The sequence below is a fragment of the Streptomyces sp. NPDC107500 genome (genome assembly GCF_055582785.1).
The window spans coordinates 120,258-141,312 of record NZ_JBVJPF010000007.1 but is presented as its reverse complement, the minus strand read 5'-3'; the positions used below and the strand labels follow the sequence as shown (position 1 = coordinate 141,312).

The window sequence follows — 21,055 nt, the reverse complement described above, 5'->3', positions numbered from 1 at the left end:
GGTTCATCGCCCCTTTCGCGTCGACGCGGTGAGCGTCAGGCTGTCGATGTCGAACAGGGATCCGCTGCCGCCGGTGAACGTCAGGAAGAGAGGGCCGGTCCCCGTCGAGTTCAGCGCCGTGCTGACGGTGGTGAACGTCTCCCAGTCGCCCGTCACCGGGACCGGCACCGAGCCGAGCAGCGGGCCGTTCTGCGACCCGGAGCGGAACTGGAGTGTTCCTCCGGCCCCGGCCGACGAGACCCTCGCGGAGACCGAGGCGGCGCCCGCCGTGGGCACGGAGCCGTATCCGGCCCAGTCCCCGCTGTCGATGTATCCGAGGGTCTGCCCGCCGCTGGCCGCGGCGTGCGCGGCCGGCTGCACTCCTGACGACGAGGTGTAGGACTCCGCTTCCCAGGTCCTGGTGGCGGGACCGCCGGTGGTGAAGGTGAAGGCGTCGACGTCGAAGAGGTTGCCCTGTCCGGTGGGTCCGCGGAAGACGAGGTACAGCTCGGTGCTGTCCGGGGGCACTTGGGACAGCGGTGCCGAGACGTCTGTGAAGGTCTCCCACCCGCCGGTCACCGGCACGGCCGCCCGGCCCAGCAGCGTTCCGGTCGCGGATCCCGCACGCACCTCCAGCGTGCCGCCCGCTCCACCGGAGGAAACCCGGGCGGAGAAGCCGGAGGCGCCCGCGAGCGCGTAGGGCTTGAAGGAGATCCAGTCGCCGTCGTCGGTGAAGCCGACCGTGTTGCCGCCCTCCGCGTTGCCGTGGGCGGCGGCCTGGACGCCCGACTGGGCGGAGAAGTGCTCGGCCTGACGGTGACGGGGCTGCAGGGTGCGCTGCGAGTGGGTGGTCAGGCCCGCGGAGTCGGTGTACTCCGCGTCCAGGACGCCGTACAGGTTGGCGGCGCTGTCGTGCTCGCCGTCGACCGGGATCGTGAGGGAACCGCTGCACCCGTTCGTGGACGTGATGGCGTGGGTGTGGCTGTCGTGCCCGAGCAGGTAGGTGACCTTGACCTTGGAGCAGTCGATGCTGCCGTCCTCCGGATCACTCACCTGTGTCCGGAAGGGAATGGTGTCCCCGAACGAGAACAACTGCCCGTTGAGGGGCTGCTGGAGTGTGACGGACGGGGCGGTGTTGCCGGCCGTCACGACGAGGCTGGCGGTGCCGGTGAGGCCCTCGGTGTCCTTCACGGTGAGGGTGGGACGGTAGGTGCCCTTGGTGGTGTAGGTGTGGCTGGGATCGGCCTGAGTGGAGGTCGAGCCGTCGCCGAAGTCCCACGAGTAGGTGAGCGGCGTGCCTTCGGGGTCGGAGCTGCCCTGGGAGGAGAACTTCACGGTGAGGGGCAGGCCGCCCGAGGTCCGGTCGGCGGAGGCCTTGGCCACCGGGTTGCGGTTGCTGCCGGCCAGGTACTCGATGCGGTACAGCGCCTGGTTGTTGCCGCCGGTGCCGTAGTCCAGGACGTACAGCGCGCCGTCGGGGCCGAAGTCGGAGTCCATGACCTGCGTCCCGTTCCAGGGGAAGTCCTCGATCGCTCCGTAGCCGCCGTTGCCGGTGACCTCGACGGCCTTGATCCACTGGCGGCCGAACTCCGTCGCGAAGAAGCGGCCGTTCAGCGCCTGCGGGAACTTCACGGAGGAGTTCAGGGCGGGGTCGTAGCGGTAGACCTCGCCGCCCATGGGGGACTCGGATCCGCCGCCGAACTCGGGTGGGGAGCCTTCCAGTCCGTACTTGATCCAGCTCGGCTTCGCGGGGGGCAGCTTGGCCTGGCCGGTGTTGCGGAAGGAGTTGTTGGCGGGTCCGCCGCCGCAGTCGTACTTGGTGCCGGAGGGGCCGTTCGGGAAGGTGTACTCGTTGTACGTCTCCACGGCCGTGTTGGTGCCCGTGCAGTAGGGCCAGCCGTAGTTGCCCGGTCCGGTGATGCGGTTGAACTCCACCTGGCCGCCGGGGCCGCGGTCCGAGGCGGTGCCGCCGGCGTCGGGGCCGTAGTCGCCCAGGTAGACGATCCCCGTGGGGCGGTCGACGGACATCCGGAAGGGGTTGCGGAAGCCCATGGCGTAGATCTCGGGCCGTGTCCTCGCGGTGCCGGGTGCGAAGAGATTCCCGGCGGGCACGGTGTAGCCGCCGTCGGCGGTCGGCTTGATCCGCAGCAGCTTGCCGCGCAGATCGTTGGTGGAGCCGGAGCTGCGCTGAGCGTCGAACTGGGGGTTGCGGTCGGAGCGTTCGTCGATCGGGGCGTATCCGGCCGAGTCGAACGGGTTGGTGTCGTCACCAGTGGTCAGGTAGAGGTTGCCGGCCGCGTCGAAGTCGATGTCGCCGCCGACGTGGCAGCACTGGCCGCGGTCGTTGGGGACCTCCAGGATCACCTTCTCGGCAGCGGTGTCGAGGGTGCCGTCGGCCTTGAGCGTGAACCGCGAGAGGTTGAGGTGCCCCTTCCACGCCTCGAAGTCGGCGGCGCTGCCCGTGACCGGGGCGTCGCCCGCGGGGGTGTTGAGCTTGGGGGAGTAGTACACGTAGACGTAGCGGTTCACGGAGAAGTCCGGGTCCACGGCGATGCCCTGCAGACCCTCCTCGTCGTGCGTGTAGACGTCCAGTTTCCCCGCCTGCTTCGTGTTGCCGGCGGCGTCGGTGCGGCGGATGGTGCCGTCCCGGGAGGTGTGCAGGACGGACCGGTCGGGCAGCACCGTGAGCGACATGGGCTCGCCCAACTCCGCCGCGCCGGTCGCCATTTGTACCTGCTGGTAGTCGGACGCGGGGATGTCGGCAGCCTGGGCCGCGGAGGCGGGCGGAGGGCCCACCGCGGCCGCGGCGGCCACCAGGAGGGCGAGCGCGGTGATCGTTCCGCGTCTGGGGCGAGGACGCTGGGACATGCTGGTGGTTCCTTCCTGACGTCATGGGGGTCGTCAGGCAAGGCGCGCGCCGGATGCGCGTATTGCCGTCCGAGCACTGCGTGCAATGTGCAGTGATTGCGGGTGGCACGTGGAAAGTTGCGCGGAATTGCGATTCTTATGCAGGCTGGCAACGCGCGACGCATTTGTCAAGCGCCTGTCAAAAAGGGCCTCGGCCGTCCCGTCGGACCACTGGGCCGGCCGAGGCCCGGCGTCCGATGCCTCAGGGGTAGTTCACCAGATTGGCCACATTGGTGGACGAGTTGGAGGGCCCGCCCCGGTCGTTGATGACATGCCGGATCGTTCCGGTGCCGCCGAGGGAGACGGTCACCATGTTCCGGAAGCGCACGTTCGGGTTGTTGGGGACCTCGAAGGCGTGCTCCGCGGTGACTTGCGAATTGACGTTGAAGAAGCAGTAGCTGCCGAGCCCGTAGGCCTGATGGCTGGTGACGGAGTCGGCGACCTTGTAGGCGGCGTAGCCCTGCGTGGAGCCGTTCATCCAGGCGGCCTGGTTCGGCGGGTCGTAGGGCATCTCGTTCTGGTAGAAGTACGTCCGCCCGCCGTTTCCGTTCCAGACGGTCTGGTGTTTCTGGTAGTGCTCGACGAACAGGCCGTACATGGTCACGTCGTCACCGTTGACGACGAGTCCGGTGTCGGCGGTGTTCGTGTTCCAGCCGATGCCGTTGCCGTGGTCGCCGCGCCAGATCCACATGTGGTCGCCGATGACGTCGTCGCTGTTGACGACCAGGCTGGTGGTCGCCTTGCCGACGGCCGCGCCGCCGACCCGGAAGTACACGTCGTGCAGGGAGGTGGGGTTCGCCGAGTGGTCGGCGGCGGAGCCCGCCGGACCGACCTCCACCAGCGTGCGCGAGTTGGTGGTTCCGGCGTCGAAGAGCACGCCCGCGATCTTCACGCCGTCGACGTCGGCGACGGTCATGGCGGTGACGCCGTTGTCCGGAACGAACGTGGCGAGTCCGAGGCCGAGGACCACGGTGTCGGGCCGGGTCACCCGCAGGGTCTGGTCGAGGTGGTGGACGCCAGGGGTGACCAGGAGGTTCTTCCCCTCGGCCAGGGCCGCGTTGATCTGGGTCGCGGTCGCGCCCGGCTTGACGACGTAGAACTGGTCGATGCCGAGCGAGCTGCCCGCGGCGTTGCCGTTGGCCCAGGTGGTGGCCGTGGAGTTGGCCCGCAGCGCGGGCACGAACACCCGGTACGCGCCCGCGGCGTCCACGTACAGGAACGGCTTCTCGCGCACGGTCGGGGTCTGGCCGACCGTGGTGTACGGCGGGTTCGGGAAGGTGTTGCCGGGAACGCCCTGGCTGCCGACGAAGACCATGTTCCAGTTGGACCCCGTCCAGCTGCCGAGCTGGGAGTTGCGGGTCAGCCACTGCTGCTGGGTGCCGGACCGCACCTGGCCGTCGATCTTGGTGTCGGCCATGAAGCCGCCGCTCGACCAACCGCCGTCGCTCAGTTCCAGGTTGCCGCGGACATGCATCCGCCGGTATCCGGAGGCCTGGGACACCGCCCACCGGTCGGTACCGCCGGGCGGGTTCACGGACAGGTTCTCGGCGCCGCGCCAGAAGTTCTGCGTGGCGTTCTGCGGCGGGAACCAGTCGGCTTCCACATGCACGCCGCCGTTGATCGTGACGGAGTCCGGCGACTGCCCGAGGCCCAGCACCTGGGTGTAGAAGCCGACGTTGACGTCGTTGCTGTACGTACCCGGTTTGAACATCACCGCGTAGCGCTGGGAGCCGAACTGGTTCGTCTCCTGCTGCTCGAAGATGGTGTCCAGTCTGCTCTGAATCGTGGACGACGGCATCGAAGGGTCGAAGACGACCACGTTGGGGCCGAGGTCCACGTCACCCGGCGCCGTGCTCACGGGCGTGACCTGGAACCGCTGGGCGGCCGAACCATTGCAGGCGTACTGCACCAACTGGACGCCGTCGGCCGTCGAGGCGGACGGGACGTCGAGGCACTTGCCGCTGTGCCGGTTGACGAAGTGGTACGCGCCACCACCCTCGTCGACGGGCTGCCACTGCTGGTTGGCTCCACCGCCGTAGGTCCACAGGTGGACCGGGGCGTTGTCGGCCGTGGACACGTTGCTCACATCCACGACCTGGTTGGCGTCGTTGCGGTTGTCGATCCGCACGTAGCCGTCGCCGGACGGTGTGAATTTCCACTGCTGGGCCGTGGTGCTGTTGCAGGCGTACTGCTGCACCGCCGTGCCGTTCACGGTCCCGGCCGCCCGGGCGTCCAGGCACTTTCCGCTGCTGGTGTTCACCACCGTGGACCAGCCGGTGGGCAGGGCGGCCGCCGCCGCGGGGGCGGCCTGGGTGGGGTGGACGGCGGTGAGGACCGAGGCGGCCGTGGCGGCGGCCACGAAGAACGCGGTCCATGGTCTGCGGGTACGTCGTGGGGATCGGAGCATGTCATCTCCTGCGCCGGGGAGGCGGCGTGAGTGGGGGGTGGGTAGGGAGGCTGGGTCAGCCGTTGTACTGGGCGAAGACGCGGGTGAAGTCCCAGGGCTGCTGGGAGACGCCCGAGCAGGTGTCGGCCCCGCCGCCGGTGCAGGGACGGTCGCGGTTGACCGACCAGAAGGTCAGTCGCGCGAGGTGCCGCTGCTGTGCGTAGGCGAGGATGGTGCGGAAGTCGGCGACGGTCACCGTCTCGGAGTTGTCGGTGATGCCGTTCATCGAGGAGATGCCGGTGTGCCGGTACGCCTGGTCGTCCGTGTAGCCGTAGGCGTTCTTGACCGCGGTCTTGAGGCCTTCCGCCGCGCGCACGGTGAGCTGTCCCATGTTCTGTCCGGCTCCGCCGAAGTTGAACGGCATGATCGTCCAGCTGTCCACGGTGAGGCCGGAGGCGGCGGCCTTGCCGATGAGGCTGCTGTCGGGGCCGTTCTGGCCGGTGCCGAAGGTGACGTACACCTTGATGCCGGGGTTGTTGGCCTTGACGGTCTTCAGCGCGTCGACCGTGCGCTGCTGCACGGTGGGACTGTCGTACGCCGCCGCCTCGATGTCGATGTCGATCGCCTTGAGTCCGTAGGCGTTGATCACCTTCTGGTACGCGGCGGCCAGTTCGCCGGCGCTGCCGCACGAGCTTTCGAGCTTGTTGCCGCTCCAGCCGCCGAAGGACGGGATGACATCGCCTCCGGCCGCGCGGACGGTGTTGACGGTCTGCTGGTCGACGCCCCCGGTCAGCGGGCGGCCGCCGTCCCACTGCGGGTTGCAGTACCCGTTGCTGAGCACGAACGCGAGCGTGAACCACTTGACCCCGGTCGCGTTCATCACGGTGGTCGGGTTCGGCGGGCTGCCCCAGCCGTTGTAGAGGTACGGCGCGACGGCCATGGCTCCCGGGCCCGGACCCGGGTCGCCGCCGGTCGGCGCCGTCCACTTCTGGTTGGCCGCGCCGGTACACGTCCAGATCTGGAGCGGGGCGCCGTTGGCGGAGTTGTTGCCGGTCACGTCCAGGCACTTGTCGGCCTGCGGGTTGACGATGTCGCGGGCGGCGGTGACGGTCCACTGCTGTGCCGCGCTGCCGTTGCAGTCCCACAGCTGGGTCCGTGTGCCGTTGGCCGTGCCGCCCGAGGCCACGTCCAGGCACTTGCCGAGCGCGCGGACCGTGCCGTCGCCACCGACGGTCCACTGCTGCGCGGCGGTGCCGTTGCAGTCGTAGAGCTGAACGGCCGTGCCGTTGGCCGTGGCGGCGCCGGCGACGTCGACGCACTTGCCGCCGAGCCCGGTGATCTGCCCGGTGGCCGCCGCGGCGCCACTCGCGGGACCGCTGGTGAGGCCGGTGAGGAGGGCGGCGGCGGTCACCGTGCCCAGCGCACCGCGTAAGGCGGGTTGACGCAGGAGCGTCGTGGTCATGGTCATGGGGATACCTCTCCCGTGGACGTCGTATGTGTCATGGCACTGTCAATCGAAGTCGTGACACCTCCCGCCGACCGGTTAGTTCACAACGTGAGTTAAGAAGTGAGAGATGTGCCTGTCAAGAGTTTGGTACAGACCAACTCAGGCGCCGGAGGGCTCCGCACACTCGAGGCTTGCGAGGTCGACCGAGTCGGCCATGGCCTGCATGCCCTTGTCGTTGGGGTGCAGGTGGTCGCCGTTGTCGAGGAAGGGGAGCAGCCGCTCGGGATCGTAGGGACTGCGCAGGGCCCGGTCGAAGTCGGCCACACCGTCGAACTCGCCGCTGTCCCGGACGAACGCGTTGACCTCCTGCCGTACGGCCTCTCCCGCCGCGTCCCACTCGGACCAGCCCTTGTACGGGCCGACGGTGGCGCCGACCACGCACAGGCCGGCGGCACGGGACCGCTCGATGATCTCCCGATAGCCCGCGATCACGCCCTCCGCCGTCACCCCCGTATGGGCCTTGATGTCGTTGATGCCCTCGAAGAGGAACACGGTCCGGACCCCCGGGTGGGACAGGACGTCCCGCGCCAGCCGGCTGAGCGCGCTCTGCCCGGCACCGTCGGCGAGCACCTTGTTGCCCGAGATGCCCTCGTTGGCGACGCCCTCGACCGTGGTCGCGGTGGAGCCGCGCAGCCGGCGGGCCAGATAGTCGGGCCAGCGGCGGTTCAGATCGGTCGAGGACTGCCAGCCATCCGTGATGGAGTCGCCCAGCGCGGCCACGGCGCCGATGGAAGCGGCGGTCCGTACGGTGACGGCGTCGAGGTAGTACCAGGAGCCGGTGCGGTCGGCCCATTCGGCGGCGCTCTCGTCGGCGGTGTGATCGCCCCGCGTGACGTACGACGTCGCCATGGCCATCCCGTGGCCGGTCGCGGGCCCCGCGGCGTCGGGGCTGTGCACGCTGATGACCAGGTCCGACCCGGGGGCGAGCCGGCCGGGCAGCGGATCGCTCTGGACCGTTTGCCCGGCGGGGACGGTGACCGAGCGGGCACCGTCGAACGTCAGCCGTCTGTTGCTGCCGCGCACCAGCTCGGCCCCCGACTTCTGGAGGCCCGCGTAGACGCTGTCGAAGGTCACCGGCCGGTCGCCGAAGGCGTTGGACAGCCGGATCCGAAGGTGGTCGCCTCCGACGCTGGTGCGCACGACGAGCCGGTAGCCGCGCCCCGCGACCCCCTCGCCCAGGCGGTCGGCACTCGAACCCCAGGTGATGGTGGAGTGCCGGCGAGCCGCCTGGCCCGAATCCGCGGCGAGGGCGTGCCCGGAGGGGACGGCCAGGGTGAGCACCATGGCCAGTGCGCCTCCCGCGGACGCGATCCGCCGGCTCACCGCTCGAAACCCTTCAGCGTGACCGAAGCACCGGGCTCGAGCACGACATCGCGGGTGTGGCCCGCGAACGCGACCGTCGTCGTGCGTCCGCCGACGCTGTGGAGCCGCAGCGACGTGGGCCTCCCGTCCCGCCATTCCAGGTCCACCACGAATCCGCCGCGCGCCGGAAGACCGGTGACGTGGCCGGAGGCGGCCCAGGCGTCCGGCAGCGCCGGGAGCAGTTCGAGACGGCCGGGCCGCGAGTACAGCAGCATCTCGGTCATCGCGGCCGGGGTACCGAAGTTGGCGTCGATCTGGAAGATGCCGCGGCCCTTCTCCACCTCGTAGATGTCGAAGAGGTTGAAGGCGGTGCCGTTGCTGCCTCCGCTGGACGGCCGGAGGTTGTTGATCACCAACTGGTACGCCTTCTCGCCGTCCTTCAGCCGGGCCCAGCACAGGCTGCGCCAGGCGTTGGCCCAGCCGAAGCTGTTCATGCCGCGCGCCGTCAGCTGAGCGGTGGCTCCCTCGACGATCTCCCCGGGTGTGGTGCCGTCGGGGCGGATGCGGTCGCCGGGGAAGAGGCCGACCAGCCCGGACAGGTGCCGGTGCGTGGTCTCGCCGAGGTTGTCGGGCGACATCCACTCCTCCAGCCAGCCCGTCTTCGGACTGACCCGAGGCAGGTACAGGCGCTTGCGCATCCCGGCGATCGTGTCGGCGTAGGCCGCGTCCCTCCTCAGCAGGGCGGAGGCGGCGGCGAAGTTGCCGAACAGCGTCCGCACGAGTTCCTGCGCGTACGTGATGCCCTTGGCGTCGAGCGGTCCGTGCTCGGGGGACCAGTCGCTGTCGGCGATCAGCACCTCCTCGGTGGTGCCGGGCAGGGTGTGGGTCAGCAGCCGTGCCTCCCAGAACTCGCAGGCGCCCTTGAGGAGCGGGTAGATCCTCGCGAGGTGGGCGGAGGACTGGGAGTATTCGTAGTGCTCGTACAGGCTGTTGCACAGCCACGCGTTTCCCGCCGGGTGCCACCACCAGCCGCCACCGCCATGGGGGTTGGTGGAGATGGCCACGGTCCATCCGGCTGTGCGGCCGGTGGAGTTGCGGTAGCGGTTGCGCGGGTCGTTGAACAGCTCCCTGGTGAGCTTGGTCCAGGTGGGGAGCTGGGCGAGGCAGTAGGCGGTGAGGGCGTCGAAGCACTGGGACAGACCGGTCCGGTCGGCCATCCAGTAGTTCATCTGGAGGTTGATGTCCGTGTGATAGTCGCCCATCCAGTCCGGGTCGTTGCCGTCCAGCCACAGGCCCTGGAGGTTCAGGGGCAGGCTGTCGCGTGAACCGGAGATCATGAGGTAGCGGCCGAACTGCAGGTAGGCCGCCTCCAGTTCCGGATCGGGAACCCGATCCCGGGAGCGTGCGTGGAGGCGTTCCCAGGTGTTCAGCTCGCGTTGTCCGGCTGTGGATCCACCGAGCGAGAGATCGAACCGGCCGTAGAGGGAGCGGTAGTCGGCGACATGGGTGCGCCACAGGGCGTCCCCCGACTCCGACGCGGCGTCGCGCACCTTCGTACGGGCCAGCCGCTCCGGGTACAGGGAGGGGTCGCGGAAGCCCGCGGCGGCGTCGGGTGCGTAGTTGGTGCCGGCGCCGACCACGACGGTGAGTTCCTCGCAGCCCGAGAAGTCGATCCGCCTGCCCTCGACGGTGACCTTGCCGCCCCTGCCGCGGGCCTTGACGGCCGCGCCGTAGCGCAGCCCGTTCGCGAGGGTCGCGCCGAACGACTCGGCGGAGGTGGTCTCTTCGCCGTGTGTGCCGGTCAGGGTGATGGTGCCGGTGTAGGTTCCGCCGCCGCTCTGGGTGAGGTGCAGGACGATGACGTCGTCGGGGTGGCTGGCGTACATCTCGCGCCGGTAGGTGACGCCGGAGCGCACGTAGGAGCTGGTGACCACGCCCTGGGAGAGGTCGAGGTCGCGACGGTAGCCGTGGACGGCGCCGAGGTCGTGGCCGGGGATGTCGACGGTGAGCCGGGCGAGCAGGGTGAAGGAGCCGAAGTCGGCGCGCCCGTAGGGGAACTGGCCGTCCTTGTCGAGGGTGTCGTTGAGGCCGCCGGTCCACATGGTGGCGTCGGTGATCAGCAGCAGTTCGCGCCCGGGGTCGTTGCTCGCGAGCGCTCCGATGCGGCCGTTGCCGACGGGCAGGCCCTGCTCGATGAGCGAGCCCTCGTCGCCGGGGGCCTGCCACCACAGCCGGTGACGGGAGGAACCGGCGACCGGCGTGTCCTCGGCGGGGCGGGCGGGAGCGGCGGAGGCGGTGAAGGCGGGCAGCGTGCCGAGGGCGGCGGCGAGCCCCGCCGTGGTGGCGAGGGAGAGGAGGGTGCGTCTGCTCGGTTCGTTCGGGCAGGCGTTCATGGCGGCTCCGGATGCGTCTTGTGCGGGGGCCCGGCGCTGTCCGGGCCCCCGCCGTGGAGGACGAAAGGAGATCGGGGGCTACTTCGGCACGTCGATCCGGTCGATGTCCGGCGCGTATCCGTCGCTTCCGCTGTCGATGGTGATCGTGTTGGCCCCGGCCCTCAGCTTCACCGGTACATGGACGCTGTTCACCGTGGACCAGTCACCCGTGGAGGCGAACCTGTGCCGGGTGGCGCCGCCTCCGTTGGCGGATACGAGAGCCGACCGGGCGTCGCCGGTGACGTAGGAGACCTTGACCTGGTAGGTGCCGGCCCGGCGCACGACGACATCGTTGACGGTGACCTTGCCGCCGCCGTAGAGGTTGCCGGCCTTGCGGCCGTCGGAGCAGGCGGAGCAGTCGGCCACGGAGGCGTTGCCGCCGAGGCTGCCCGCCTCGGCCTCGTAACCGTTCCACTTGAGGCCGGTGCCGCGGGGGGTGACCGTGAACAGCCGGGAGCCGTGCGCGGGCAGGGCCTCGGTGATCCCGCCCCGGTGGGTGCCGAGCCGTTCGCCGTTCCACACGTCACGCACCGAGGCCCTGCCCTGGAAGCCGAGCGTCGGCCAGTCGGCCGTCACCGAGGCGGGCGCGTCGGAGAGGTTGAACAGCGCCACGGTGTAGGTGCCGTCGGGGTTCTTCGCGGCCCACACCTGCTGCGGGTCGGACGCGGTGACCGGTTCGGCGGGCGGCGCGCTGCTCTGGTTGATCGCGATGACCTCGCGGTTGGTCAGCAGCGACAGACCGTAGGAGTCGAGCCTGGTGAGGTCGTCGCCGGTGTAGAGCGGGGACTTGGCGATCGCCCACAGGGTGGCGTAGCTCTGGCGCTCCGCCTTGGTGAGGCCGTCCATCTCACCGTTGCCGACGTTGAGGGAGTCGAGGTCGTTCCAGCCGCCGGGGCCGGCGTGGCCGGTCCAGGCGGGCGCGTCGTCCCACCGGTCGTCGACCGAGTTCTCCCAGCTCACCAGGGTGTTGCAGTAGCACTCGACGTCGGTGTCGATGCGCCAGCCGTTGGAGTACTTCCTCCAGTCGGCGACGTGTCCGTAATCCAGCGACCAGGACAGCTCCAGGTGGATCGGGCGGCCGGCGGTGTCGATCGCCTTCTGCCAGGCGGCGACGTCGGCGACGTTGTCGTAGTTGTCGCCGCTCTTGAAGGAACCGGGGCCGACGCCGTCGAGCTTGAGGAAGTCGTAGCCCCAGTCGGCGAACATCTGCGCCTGGGAGTCGATGTACTTCTGCGCGCAGGGCCGAGTGAAGTCGATCTTGTAGGAGCTGTCCCAGCCGTTCGTGGTGCGCAGGTCGTCGTGGACGATGTCGGCGGTGGTGCATCCCCCGGCGTTCCAGATCGGCGTCCTGCCGTCGCCGTACGCCTCCTTCTGCAGGCCGACCGGGAGATAGATGCCGGCCTTCAGGCCCTTGCGGTGGATGCGGTCGGCGACGGCCTTCATGCCGCTCGGGAAGCGCTCGGGATCGGCCTTCTGCCGGCCGTACTCGTCGAACCGTGGCTTCCAGGACCAGTCCATCCACCAGCCGGCGTCGATGTTGACGTACTCATAGCCGTACTTCTTCAGCTTGGCCGCCATGGCGTCGGTCTGCTGGGTGACGTTCGCCTCGGTGAGGTAGCTGTAGTCGCCCTTCGGGTTGAGGCCCGGGTATTTGGACGACTGCATGGTCCAGCTGGTCCAGCCCATGAAGGGCTTGGCGGCCGGCGTGGTGGTGGTCGTGGCGGCCGGGGCCGCGGGCGTTACCGGCTCGGCCCGTGCGTCGGGGACGGCCGTCACGAGCCCGGCGGTGAGGGCCAGGACGACGACGGCTCTCAGCCGCCTTCCGGGCAGGGCGGAGTACGAGGATGACCGCACGGCGCGTACCTCCTGTGGTCGGGGTGGGGAGGATGGGAGGGCGGCTCAGCCCTTGCTGGAGCCGATGGTGCGGTGCGTCAGAGACGCGCGGCGGCGCCGCTGGCGCGCGGCCGGCCGGTGTCGGATCGGATGAAGTTCTGGATCGCGGTGGCGGCCGCACCGCGTGCCCACTCCTCGAAGGGCAACGGGCGGGTCTGTACGTCGCACCGCGCGGCGGAACCGAACGCGTAGGCGGCGAAGGTGTCACGGATCTGGTCGGCGAACAGGTCGTACGCGGCCAGGCCCTCGCCGGAGATGATCACTCGCTCGGGGCCGAGCAGGTTGGCCATGGTGGCGATGCCGCGGCCGATGGCCTCCCCGGCGGCGGCGTAGACCTCCCGTACCCCCGGGAGCCCCCGCCGTGCCAGGTCCACGGCTTCGGCGGGGTCGGTGACCGCGTCCCCCGTCGTCTCGCTGATACGGGCGAGGATGGCCTGGTCGGCCGCGATCGCCTCGACACAGCCCCGGTTTCCGCACCGGCACATCGGCCCGGCCGGATCGATGGCGACGTGCCCGATCTCTCCGGCCACCCCGTGCGCCCCGGCAACCACCTCCCCGTGCACGACCAGTCCGCAGCCGATGCCCGCGCCGACGGTGACCAGCGCGAAGTCGGACAGCCCGACGCCCGCGCCGAACCACTGCTCGGCGACGGTCAGCGCCCGTACGTCGTTCTCCACGGTGACGGGCAGTCCGGTGGCGGTGCCCGCGAGTTCGCCGAGCGCCACCTCACGCCACTCCAGGAACGGCGAGTAGCGCACGATCCCCTCGGCGCGGTCCACGTCGCCGGAGACGGCGAGGCCGAGTCCGAGCACCGGGACACCGAAGCCCTCGGCCTCGGTGAGCAGTTCCCGCACGAGCTCCGAGATCGCGGCGAGGACAGCGGCCGGGGCGGGATCCGTGAGCGGCAGGTGCCGGGCCACGCGGATCCGGCAGCACAGGTCGGTGAGGACGCCGATGAGTTCGTCGCCGGTCGCCTTGATCCCGACGAACAGCGCTCTGCCTGCGTCGACCCGCACCGGGTTGGCCGGCCGCCCCAGCGCCCGGCGGGCGTCGTCGGCGTCCTCCACCAAGTACCCGGCCCCGATCAGCGGCCGTACCGCCTTGGTCACCGCCGCGGCCGACAGCCCGGTCCGCTCGGCCACCTCGGAACGGGTGAGCGGACCGTGCGACAGCACCGTGGTGAAGATCTGGGCGACCGCGGGCGTCTGGGCCGGGAAGACCTCGGGAGGGGCGGCCGGGGGCGAAGTCGACTGCATGGGCGGGAACTTAGGGCCGTTATTTTCCGGTGTCAATGAAAGAAGCAGGAACTCTTGAAGCCACGGGTGCGTGTCCTGAAAGCCTTCGAACCAGCTATAAAAATCGCCACTTGGTCTCTGATCGAAGGAGGGGTATGTCATTCGTGCGCTGAAACAAGAACGAACTCGCGAGCGATGTCAAAGCGGCGGATCGCTTCACATTCCGGCAACGAAGGTGTCACACGGCGCAGGGAATCGCCCTCGTGGAACCCGGGTTGGCCCAGTCATGACTACAGGAGTGGCTCTCGACGCGACGAACGCCGACAACCAGGTCGACGCCAGTGTGCGACTCGCCGGGGAGGCGGCCGACGCCGGGCTGCGGTCGGTCTGGTTCGGCCAGACCTTCGGCGCCGACTCGCCCCAGCTCGCCGCGATCGTCGGACGCGAGGTGCCGGGCCTGCACGTCGGCACGTCCGCGATCCCCGTCTTCGGACGGCATCCGATCACCGTCGCCGGCCAGGCCCTCACGGCGCAGGCGGCCACGCACGGCCGATACCACCTCGGGCTCGCGCTCGGCACCGCCCTGCTCACGGAGCGCGGCTTCGGCATCCCCTACGAACGTCCTATCCGCCGGCTGCGCGAGTTCCTCACCGCCGTGCGCGAGCTGACCGACACCGGCGCGGCCGATTTCCACGGCGAACTGCTCACGGCGACCACACCGGTGCCCGCCCGCGTACCGGGGGCCGACAGCGGAGTGCCGCTCCTGGTCGCCGCCATGGGCCCGCAGGCGCTCAAGGCGAGCGGTGAACTCGCCGACGGCATCCTCCCGTATCTGGCCGGCCCCCGCGCCCTCGCCGAGCACATCGTCCCGGCCGTCACCGCGGCGGCCGAGGCGGCGGGCCGGCCGGCGCCGCGCATCGTGGCCATCGCACCGGGCGTCGTCACCGACGACACGACCGGGGCACGGGAGAAGCTGGGTGAACTCCTCTCCTTCTATGAGCAGTTCCCGTCCTACGCCCGGGTCGTCGAACTCTCCGGCGGAACCCGCGCGGTCGACGTCGCCGCGATCGGCGACGAACGGACCGTCGCCGCCGAAGTGCGCCGCTACCGGGACGCCGGCGCGACGGAGGTGGTGTTCACCCTGACGGACGTCGCGGGCGACGCCGACCGGCGGCGGACCTGGGAACTGCTCGGCCGAACGAGCTGACCCGACACACGGTGCCGGAGCCGGAGCAGCGCCCGAAGTCCGGCCCATGAGACGGCACTTGTCGAGTCCCCGGCAAAGCTGAAGACTGGCCGGCATGGGTGATCACGCGTATCTGAGCCGTCGACTCCACGTCGACCTGGCCTACGCGTGCTCCGCCCGCTGTCGTCGCGTCACCGACTGACTCCGCGACCCGCGCGAAACCCGTGCCGCCGGCCCTCCGCCCGCGGCCCGCGGCCCCCTCTCCCTTCGGCGGTCCGGCGCGCGGCCGCACCGAGGCCGACCGGGCCTGCCGGCTCCTCGTCGGCACCACCCGGTGCCGCCCGTCGACAGGAACCTCGCCGCCATGCCGTCGATCCGGCTCCCGCACACCGGCGTGCTCACCGCCGCCCTCGCGCTCCTCTTCGCCACCGCGCTCCCACCGGCGCAGGCCGCCGAAGCCGGCTTCGGCCCCCTCCCGCCGCACAACCCCTACGCCGGGCCGTCCGGTACCGCGACGATGCACGGGGACACCGGCTCCTCCGACGCCACACCGCTGCCCGGCCCCGGGGCGGGCCGGACGACCTCCAAGCGGATCCCGCTCCAGTCGGCGTGCCCAACCGTCCTGGTGGGCGCCGACACCTACCCCGTCGCCCTGTGCACCCCGATCCTGACCCGCGTACCCACCGTGCACCTGCTGGACCCCGCCACCGGTGAGTCACGGGCCCGGCTCCCCATCGCCAAGGGCTCCCTCCTCGGCGGTGTCTACGCCTACCTCGACAACGCGGACCGGCTCGTCGTGGTGGACGGGGACACGAACCTGCTGCGCGTCGCGCACCGCCGGAACGCCGACGGCGACTGGGAGTTGTACGTCGACCGCTCGCTCTCCCTCGCCGCCGCGATCCCCGGCGACGACTCGGTCACCGGCCTCGCCCCCGACTGGCAAGGCCGGGTCTGGTTCGCCACCGCCGCGGGCGTCGTGGGCACCGCCGACGAGTCGACCGGCGCCGTGCGCACCCTCACGCTCCCCGCCGGCGAACGCGTCGACAACTCCATTTCCACCGCCCCCGAAGGCACCGCCGTCGCCACCTCCCACGCCACCTACCTCCTGAGGGCCGCACCGGACGGCACACCGACCGTGACCTGGCGCCGCGCCTACGAGCGCGGCCCGGCACGCAAACCCGGCCAGTTGAGCTGGGGAACCGGATCCACCCCCACCTTCTCCGGCCCCACCACCGGCACCGACTACGTCACCGTCGTCGACAACGCGTCACCCACGGTGAACCTCCTGGTGTACCGCACCGACACCGGCACCCTGGTCTGCTCCACGCCCGTCCTGCTCTCCGCGGGCAGCGGCAGCGAGAACTCGCCCATAGGCGCGGGACGTTCCGTGTTCGTGGCGAGCACCTACGGCTACCCCTACCCCGCGGTGCCCGAGGGCGCCGGGGAGAGCGTGCCGGCCTCGGCGGCCTTCACCGGCGGCCTGACCCGCGTGGACGTGCGCGCCGACGGCAGCGGCTGCGACCGCAAGTGGGACACCACCGTCCGCTCCTCCGCCGTCCCCCGCCTCTCGACGGCGGACGGTCTCATCCACACCGTCCTGCGAGGTTCCCTCCTTCCCGGCAGTGACGCCACCTCCCTCCTGGACCACTACTCCTACGCCCAGATCGATCCCGGTACGGGCGCCGTCGTGCGGCGGCACCACCTGGGGACGTCCTCGCTGTACGACACGCTCCAGATGGCCGGCACCGTGGCGCCGGGTGGCGTCGTCTACCAGGGCACCATCACGGGAGTCGTGCGTATCGCGCCCGAGTGAGCGGCGGACGGCGCATTGCGCCGGGCGTGGGGATCCGCGGCAACGCCCCAATCGTCCCCCCGCGCGCCCTGCCGAGGGCTCGTCGCCCGCGGAAATGATGTGCGGACCGCACGCGACCGGGCAAAACCGCTCACCTGCCTCGGCAGGCGGACACGCGAGGGAAGGATTCCACCTTGCTGCTTCTCATCTCTCCGGACGGTGTCGAGGAGGCCCTCGACTGCGCCAAGGCCGCCGAACACCTCGACATCGTCGACGTCAAGAAGCCCGACGAGGGTTCGCTCGGCGCGAACTATCCCTGGGTCATCAGGGAGATCCGCGCCGCGGTCCCGGCGGACAAGCCGCTCTCCGCCACCGTGGGCGACGTGCCGTACAAGCCCGGCACGGTCGCACAGGCCGCGCTCGGTGCGGTGGTCTCCGGCGCCACCTACATCAAGGTCGGCCTCTACGGGTGCACGACGCCCGAGCAGGCCGTCGAAGTCATGCAGGGGGTCGTCCGAGCGGTGAAGGACCACCGGCCGGACGCCTTCGTCGTCGCCTCGGGCTACGCCGACGCCCATCGGATCGGCTGCGTCAATCCGCTCGCCCTGCCCGACATCGCCCGCCGTTCCGGTTCCGACGCCGCCATGCTCGACACCGCGATCAAGGACGGGACACGGCTCTTCGACCACCTTCCGCCCGACGTCTGCGGGCAGTTCGTCCGCCTCGCCCACGACGCCGGTCTCCTCGCCGCGCTCGCGGGCAGTATCAGGGCCGGAGACCTGAGCGACCTGGCTCGCATCGGCACGGACATCGTCGGCGTACGCGGTGCGGTCTGCGAGGGCGGCGACCGCACCGCCGGCCGGATCCGGCCGCACCTGGTGGCCGCCTTCCGGGAGGAGATGGACCGGCACACCCCAAAGCACACGGCCACCGTCGGCGCGGCGAGCTGACCGCCACCGTGGCGACAGGACTCCGAGGCCACGGGGTCGGGACCCGGAGCGGGTACTTCGCCGTCGTCGACCCGGCGACGGGCGAGCCCTTCGACGAGGCCCCCGACCGGCAGGCCGCGGAACTGGACGCCGTCGTCGACCGGGCCCACACGGCCTGGCGCGGCTGGCGGGCCGACCCCGCAGCCCGTACGACCGCCCTGCTCGCGGCCGCCGACGCCGTGGAGGCGGCCGGGAGCGAACTCGCCGCGCTGCTGACCCGCGAACAGGGCAAGCCGTTGACCGAGTCCCACGCGGAGGTCGCCCGCACGGCCGCCCGGCTGCGCCACTTCGCCGATCCGGGCATCGGGACGCAGCCGATCACGGACGACCGGCCGGTACGCGGCGAGCTGCGCTGGCGGCCGCTCGGCCCGGTCGCCGCGATCGTCCCGTGGAACTTCCCCCTGCAACTCGCGTCGGCCAAGTTCGCTCCGGCGCTCGCCGCCGGCAACACGGTGGTGCTCAAGCCCTCTCCGTACACGCCCCTCGCCACCCGCCTGCTGGGGTCCGTCGTCTCCGCCGCCCTGCCCGAGGACGTACTGACCGTCGTCACCGGGCGCGAGCCCCTCGGGGCCCGTCTCGCCGCCCACCCGGGCATCCGCCACGTGACCTTCACCGGCTCGGCCGAGACCGGGCGGGCCGTCGCCCGACAGGCGGCTGCCTCGCTGGCCCGCGTCACCCTGGAACTCGGCGGCAACGACGCCGCCGTACTGCTGGAGGACGTCGATGTGGAGAAGATCGCGGACCGCCTGTTCTGGGCGGCCTTCCGCAACTGCGGGCAGGTCTGCATGGCGGTCAAGCGCGTCTACGCCCCGGCCCGCATCCACTCCCTGGTGGTCGAGGCCCTCGCGCACCGGGCCGAGACCGCCGTCGTCGGCCCCGGGCTCGACCCGGCCTCACAGCTCGGGCCCCTCAACAACGCCCCGCAACTGGCCCGCGTCGAGGGCTGCACGGCCCGCGCCCTGGCGGGCGGCGCCCGAGCCGCGGCCGGCGGCCACCGCCTGGACCGGCCGGGATACTTCTTCGCCCCGACGATCCTGGCCGACGCACCGGCCGACAGCCCGGTGGTGACCGAGGAGCAGTTCGGCCCCGTCCTGCCGGTCCTGCCGTACGAGAGCATCGACGAAGCCGTCGAGGCCGCCAACGGCACCCGATTCGGACTCGGCGGCTCGGTGTGGGGGACCGACCTCGACCGTGCCGAGGCCGTGGCCGAACGCCTGGAGTGCGGGACCGCCTGGATCAACCACCATGCCGAACTGTCCCTCGCCCAGCCCTTCGCCGGCACCAAGGACAGCGGCGTCGGCGTCGCGGGCGGCCCCTGGGGTCTCTACGGGAACCTCAGACCGTTCGTCGTGCACCGCCCCCAGGAGGGCTGACGTGAAGTTCCGTGCGGCACTACTGCGCTCGTACGAGGCCCGGTTCGCCGTCGAGGAGGTGATGCTGGACGAGGGGCCGGGCGCGGACGAGATCCTGGTCCGGATCGCGGGCTGCGGGATGTGCCGCACCGACCTCGCGGTACGGCACTCGGCGGGCCGCTCACCGCTGCCGGCGGTGCTCGGCCACGAGGGGGCGGGGGTCGTGGTGGAGACCGGCGGCGCGGTCACCGGCCTGCGCACCGGCGACCACGTCGTGCTCAGCTTCGACTCCTGCGGACACTGCCGGAACTGCCTCGGCGCGGCTCCCGCCCACTGCGACTCGTTCGCCACGCTCAACCTCTTCGGCGGACGCGAGGAGCAGGCGGAGCGGTTCACCGACGCCACCGGCACCATCCTGGCCCCTCGCTGGTTCGGCCAGTCCTCCTTCGCCGAGTACGCGGTGGTCCCGGCCCGCAACGCCGTGCGGGTCGATCCCGCGCTGCCCCTCGAACTGCTCGGACCGCTCGGCTGCGGATTCCTCACCGGCGCCGGAGCGGTCCTCAACTCCTTCGCCCTCGGCCCCGGCGACACCCTCGTGGTCCTCGGCGCGGGAGCCGTGGGCATGGCAGCGGTGATGGCGGCCGACGCGGTCGGCGCGACGACCGTGGCCGTCGACCGGCACCCGGAGCGGCTGGCCCTCGCCGAGCGATTCCACGCCACCCCCCTGATCGCCGCGTCGACCAACCTGCCCGACCGCATCCGCCGGCTGACCGGCGGCGGAGCCGGGTACGCCCTGGACACCACGGGATCGGCCGAGCTGATCAACGACGTCCTGCGCTCCCTGCGCCCCACCGGCCACCTCGGCCTGGTCGCACGCCTGCACGACACCCTGCCGCTCGACCCGGGAACACTCGACCGCGGCCGCGGCATCTCCCACATCTGCGAGGGCGACGCCGTCCCCGGCCTGCTGATCCCGCGGCTGACCGCCCTGTGGCAGGCCGGACGCTTCCCCTTCGACCAGCTGATCCGCACCTACCCGCTCGCCGACATCAACCGGGCCGAGCAGGACTGCGACGCCGGCCGCGTCGTCAAACCCGTACTCATCCCGTAAGCGAACCAGAGGACATGACGCATGACCGAGACGGCACCGCACAACACCGGCGTGGAGGGCGTGGAAGGAGGAGTCGGCGTGACCGCCCTCCTGGTCGCCGCGGCCCGGGCGATCGAGACCCACCGGCCCGACAGCCTGGCCCAGGACATCCACGCGGAGCACTTCGTGCGCTCCGCTCCGGCCTCCGCCGGCTGGCCGGTCCGCCCGGAACAGGCCCCGCACGGGGACGCGGACCCGCTGTGGGGGCGCTTCGCGCGCTACTTCGGCCTGCGCACCCGCGTACTGGACGACTTCCTCCTCCACTCGGTGCGGGAGGGCGGTGCCCGGCAAATCGTGATCCTCGGCGCCGGGCTGGACTCGCGCGCTTTCCGGCTCGCCTGGCCACCCGGCTGTGTGGTCTTCGAAGTCGACCGGGGAGGCGTCCTGGAGTTCAAGCACCAGGTGCTCGGCGACCTGCCGGCGGCACCGGGCACGACACGCGTACCCCTCGCGGTCGACCTGCGCGACGACTGGGCCGGTGCGCTGACGGACGCGGGATTCGACGCCGCGGCACCCACCGTCTGGCTCGCGGAGGGACTGCTGTTCTACCTCCCCAACGCGGCCGAGACCTACCTGGTCGACACGGTCGACCGCCTGAGCGCGGCAGGCAGCGCGCTGGCCTACGAGGTCAAGCTGGAGAAGGACCTGATGGCCTACCGCGACAGCCCGCTCTACACCTCGACGCGCCACCGGCTCGGCATCGACCTGCTGGAGCTGTTCAGCCGCGAACCGCGCCCCGACTCCGCCGGCAACCTGGCGGGCAAGGGCTGGTCGGCATCCATCCGTACGCCCTTCGACTTCACCCGCGTACACGGACGCGGCCCGCTGCCCGAGGAGAACGACGCGCTGGCGGGCAACCGATGGGTGTTCGCGACGAAGCACCGCCACGGATAGCGAGCGCCGATCAGGCAGATGGCGGGAACGCCATCTGCTCGGGCTTGGCGC

The 21,055-nt window shown here is 71.1% G+C and carries 13 protein-coding genes; 6 read left to right on the top strand and 7 right to left on the bottom strand.

The annotated features are described in order from the left end of the window. Nucleotides 1–3: 3 nt before the first annotated feature. The 7 genes from ACZ67M_RS27135 to ACZ67M_RS27105 all read right to left on the bottom strand — a co-directional run bounded on the left by ACZ67M_RS27135 (nt 4) and on the right by ACZ67M_RS27105 (nt 13,662). Entirely contained in the window at nt 4–2,847 is a 2,844-nt protein-coding gene (locus tag ACZ67M_RS27135) for a carbohydrate-binding protein (protein ID WP_469853195.1), read from the bottom strand. Between the two features lie 241 nt (nt 2,848–3,088). Continuing rightward, complete coding sequence (locus ACZ67M_RS27130) at nt 3,089–5,293, bottom strand: RICIN domain-containing protein (protein WP_469853193.1); 2,205 nt, start codon at nt 5,291–5,293, stop codon at nt 3,089–3,091. 55 nt (nt 5,294–5,348) lie between these two features. Further along, nucleotides 5,349–6,734, bottom strand: a complete 1,386-nt coding sequence (locus tag ACZ67M_RS27125; protein WP_361360440.1) for a ricin-type beta-trefoil lectin domain protein — start codon at nt 6,732–6,734, stop codon at nt 5,349–5,351. A gap of 144 nt (nt 6,735–6,878) precedes the next feature. Continuing rightward, nucleotides 6,879–8,102 (bottom strand): SGNH/GDSL hydrolase family protein, encoded by a 1,224-nt coding sequence (locus ACZ67M_RS27120; protein ID WP_469853191.1) that lies wholly within the window; start codon nt 8,100–8,102, stop codon nt 6,879–6,881. Further along, nucleotides 8,099–10,474, bottom strand: coding sequence for a glycosyl hydrolase family 95 catalytic domain-containing protein (locus ACZ67M_RS27115; protein WP_469853189.1), 2,376 nt, complete (start codon nt 10,472–10,474; stop codon nt 8,099–8,101). Before ACZ67M_RS27115 ends, ACZ67M_RS27120 begins: the two co-directional genes overlap by 4 nt. A gap of 78 nt (nt 10,475–10,552) precedes the next feature. Next, nucleotides 10,553–12,367 (bottom strand): alpha-galactosidase D, encoded by a 1,815-nt coding sequence (locus ACZ67M_RS27110; protein ID WP_469853187.1) that lies wholly within the window; start codon nt 12,365–12,367, stop codon nt 10,553–10,555. Nucleotides 12,368–12,444: 77 nt separating this feature from the next. Beyond that, the gene (locus ACZ67M_RS27105) at nt 12,445–13,662 is read right to left on the bottom strand and encodes an ROK family protein (protein ID WP_469853185.1); all 1,218 of its coding nucleotides are present in this window, start codon (nt 13,660–13,662) and stop codon (nt 12,445–12,447) included. Nucleotides 13,663–13,927: 265 nt separating this feature from the next. Here ACZ67M_RS27105 and ACZ67M_RS27100 point away from each other — a divergent pair, with 265 nt between their 5' ends. From ACZ67M_RS27100 to ACZ67M_RS27075, 6 genes are all read left to right on the top strand, one after another. Continuing rightward, nucleotides 13,928–14,848, top strand: coding sequence for a TIGR03564 family F420-dependent LLM class oxidoreductase (locus ACZ67M_RS27100; protein WP_392236596.1), 921 nt, complete (start codon nt 13,928–13,930; stop codon nt 14,846–14,848). Nucleotides 14,849–15,191: 343 nt separating this feature from the next. Next, a complete protein-coding gene (locus tag ACZ67M_RS27095; RefSeq protein WP_469853183.1) occupies nt 15,192–16,640 on the top strand; it encodes a hypothetical protein in 1,449 nt (482 codons plus the stop codon). A gap of 173 nt (nt 16,641–16,813) precedes the next feature. Further along, a complete protein-coding gene (locus ACZ67M_RS27090; protein ID WP_392236600.1) occupies nt 16,814–17,569 on the top strand; it encodes a (5-formylfuran-3-yl)methyl phosphate synthase in 756 nt (251 codons plus the stop codon). Between the two features lie 8 nt (nt 17,570–17,577). Further along, nucleotides 17,578–18,981: an aldehyde dehydrogenase family protein gene (locus ACZ67M_RS27085; protein WP_469853182.1), complete on the top strand. Its 1,404-nt coding sequence runs from the start codon at nt 17,578–17,580 to the stop codon at nt 18,979–18,981. Nucleotide 18,982: 1 nt separating this feature from the next. Then, nucleotides 18,983–20,071, top strand: coding sequence for an NAD(P)-dependent alcohol dehydrogenase (locus tag ACZ67M_RS27080; protein WP_469853180.1), 1,089 nt, complete (start codon nt 18,983–18,985; stop codon nt 20,069–20,071). 21 nt (nt 20,072–20,092) lie between these two features. After that, on the top strand, nt 20,093–21,004 hold the full coding sequence (locus tag ACZ67M_RS27075) for a class I SAM-dependent methyltransferase (protein ID WP_469853178.1): 912 nt from the start codon (nt 20,093–20,095) through the stop codon (nt 21,002–21,004). The last annotated feature ends 51 nt before the right edge of the window (nt 21,005–21,055 follow it).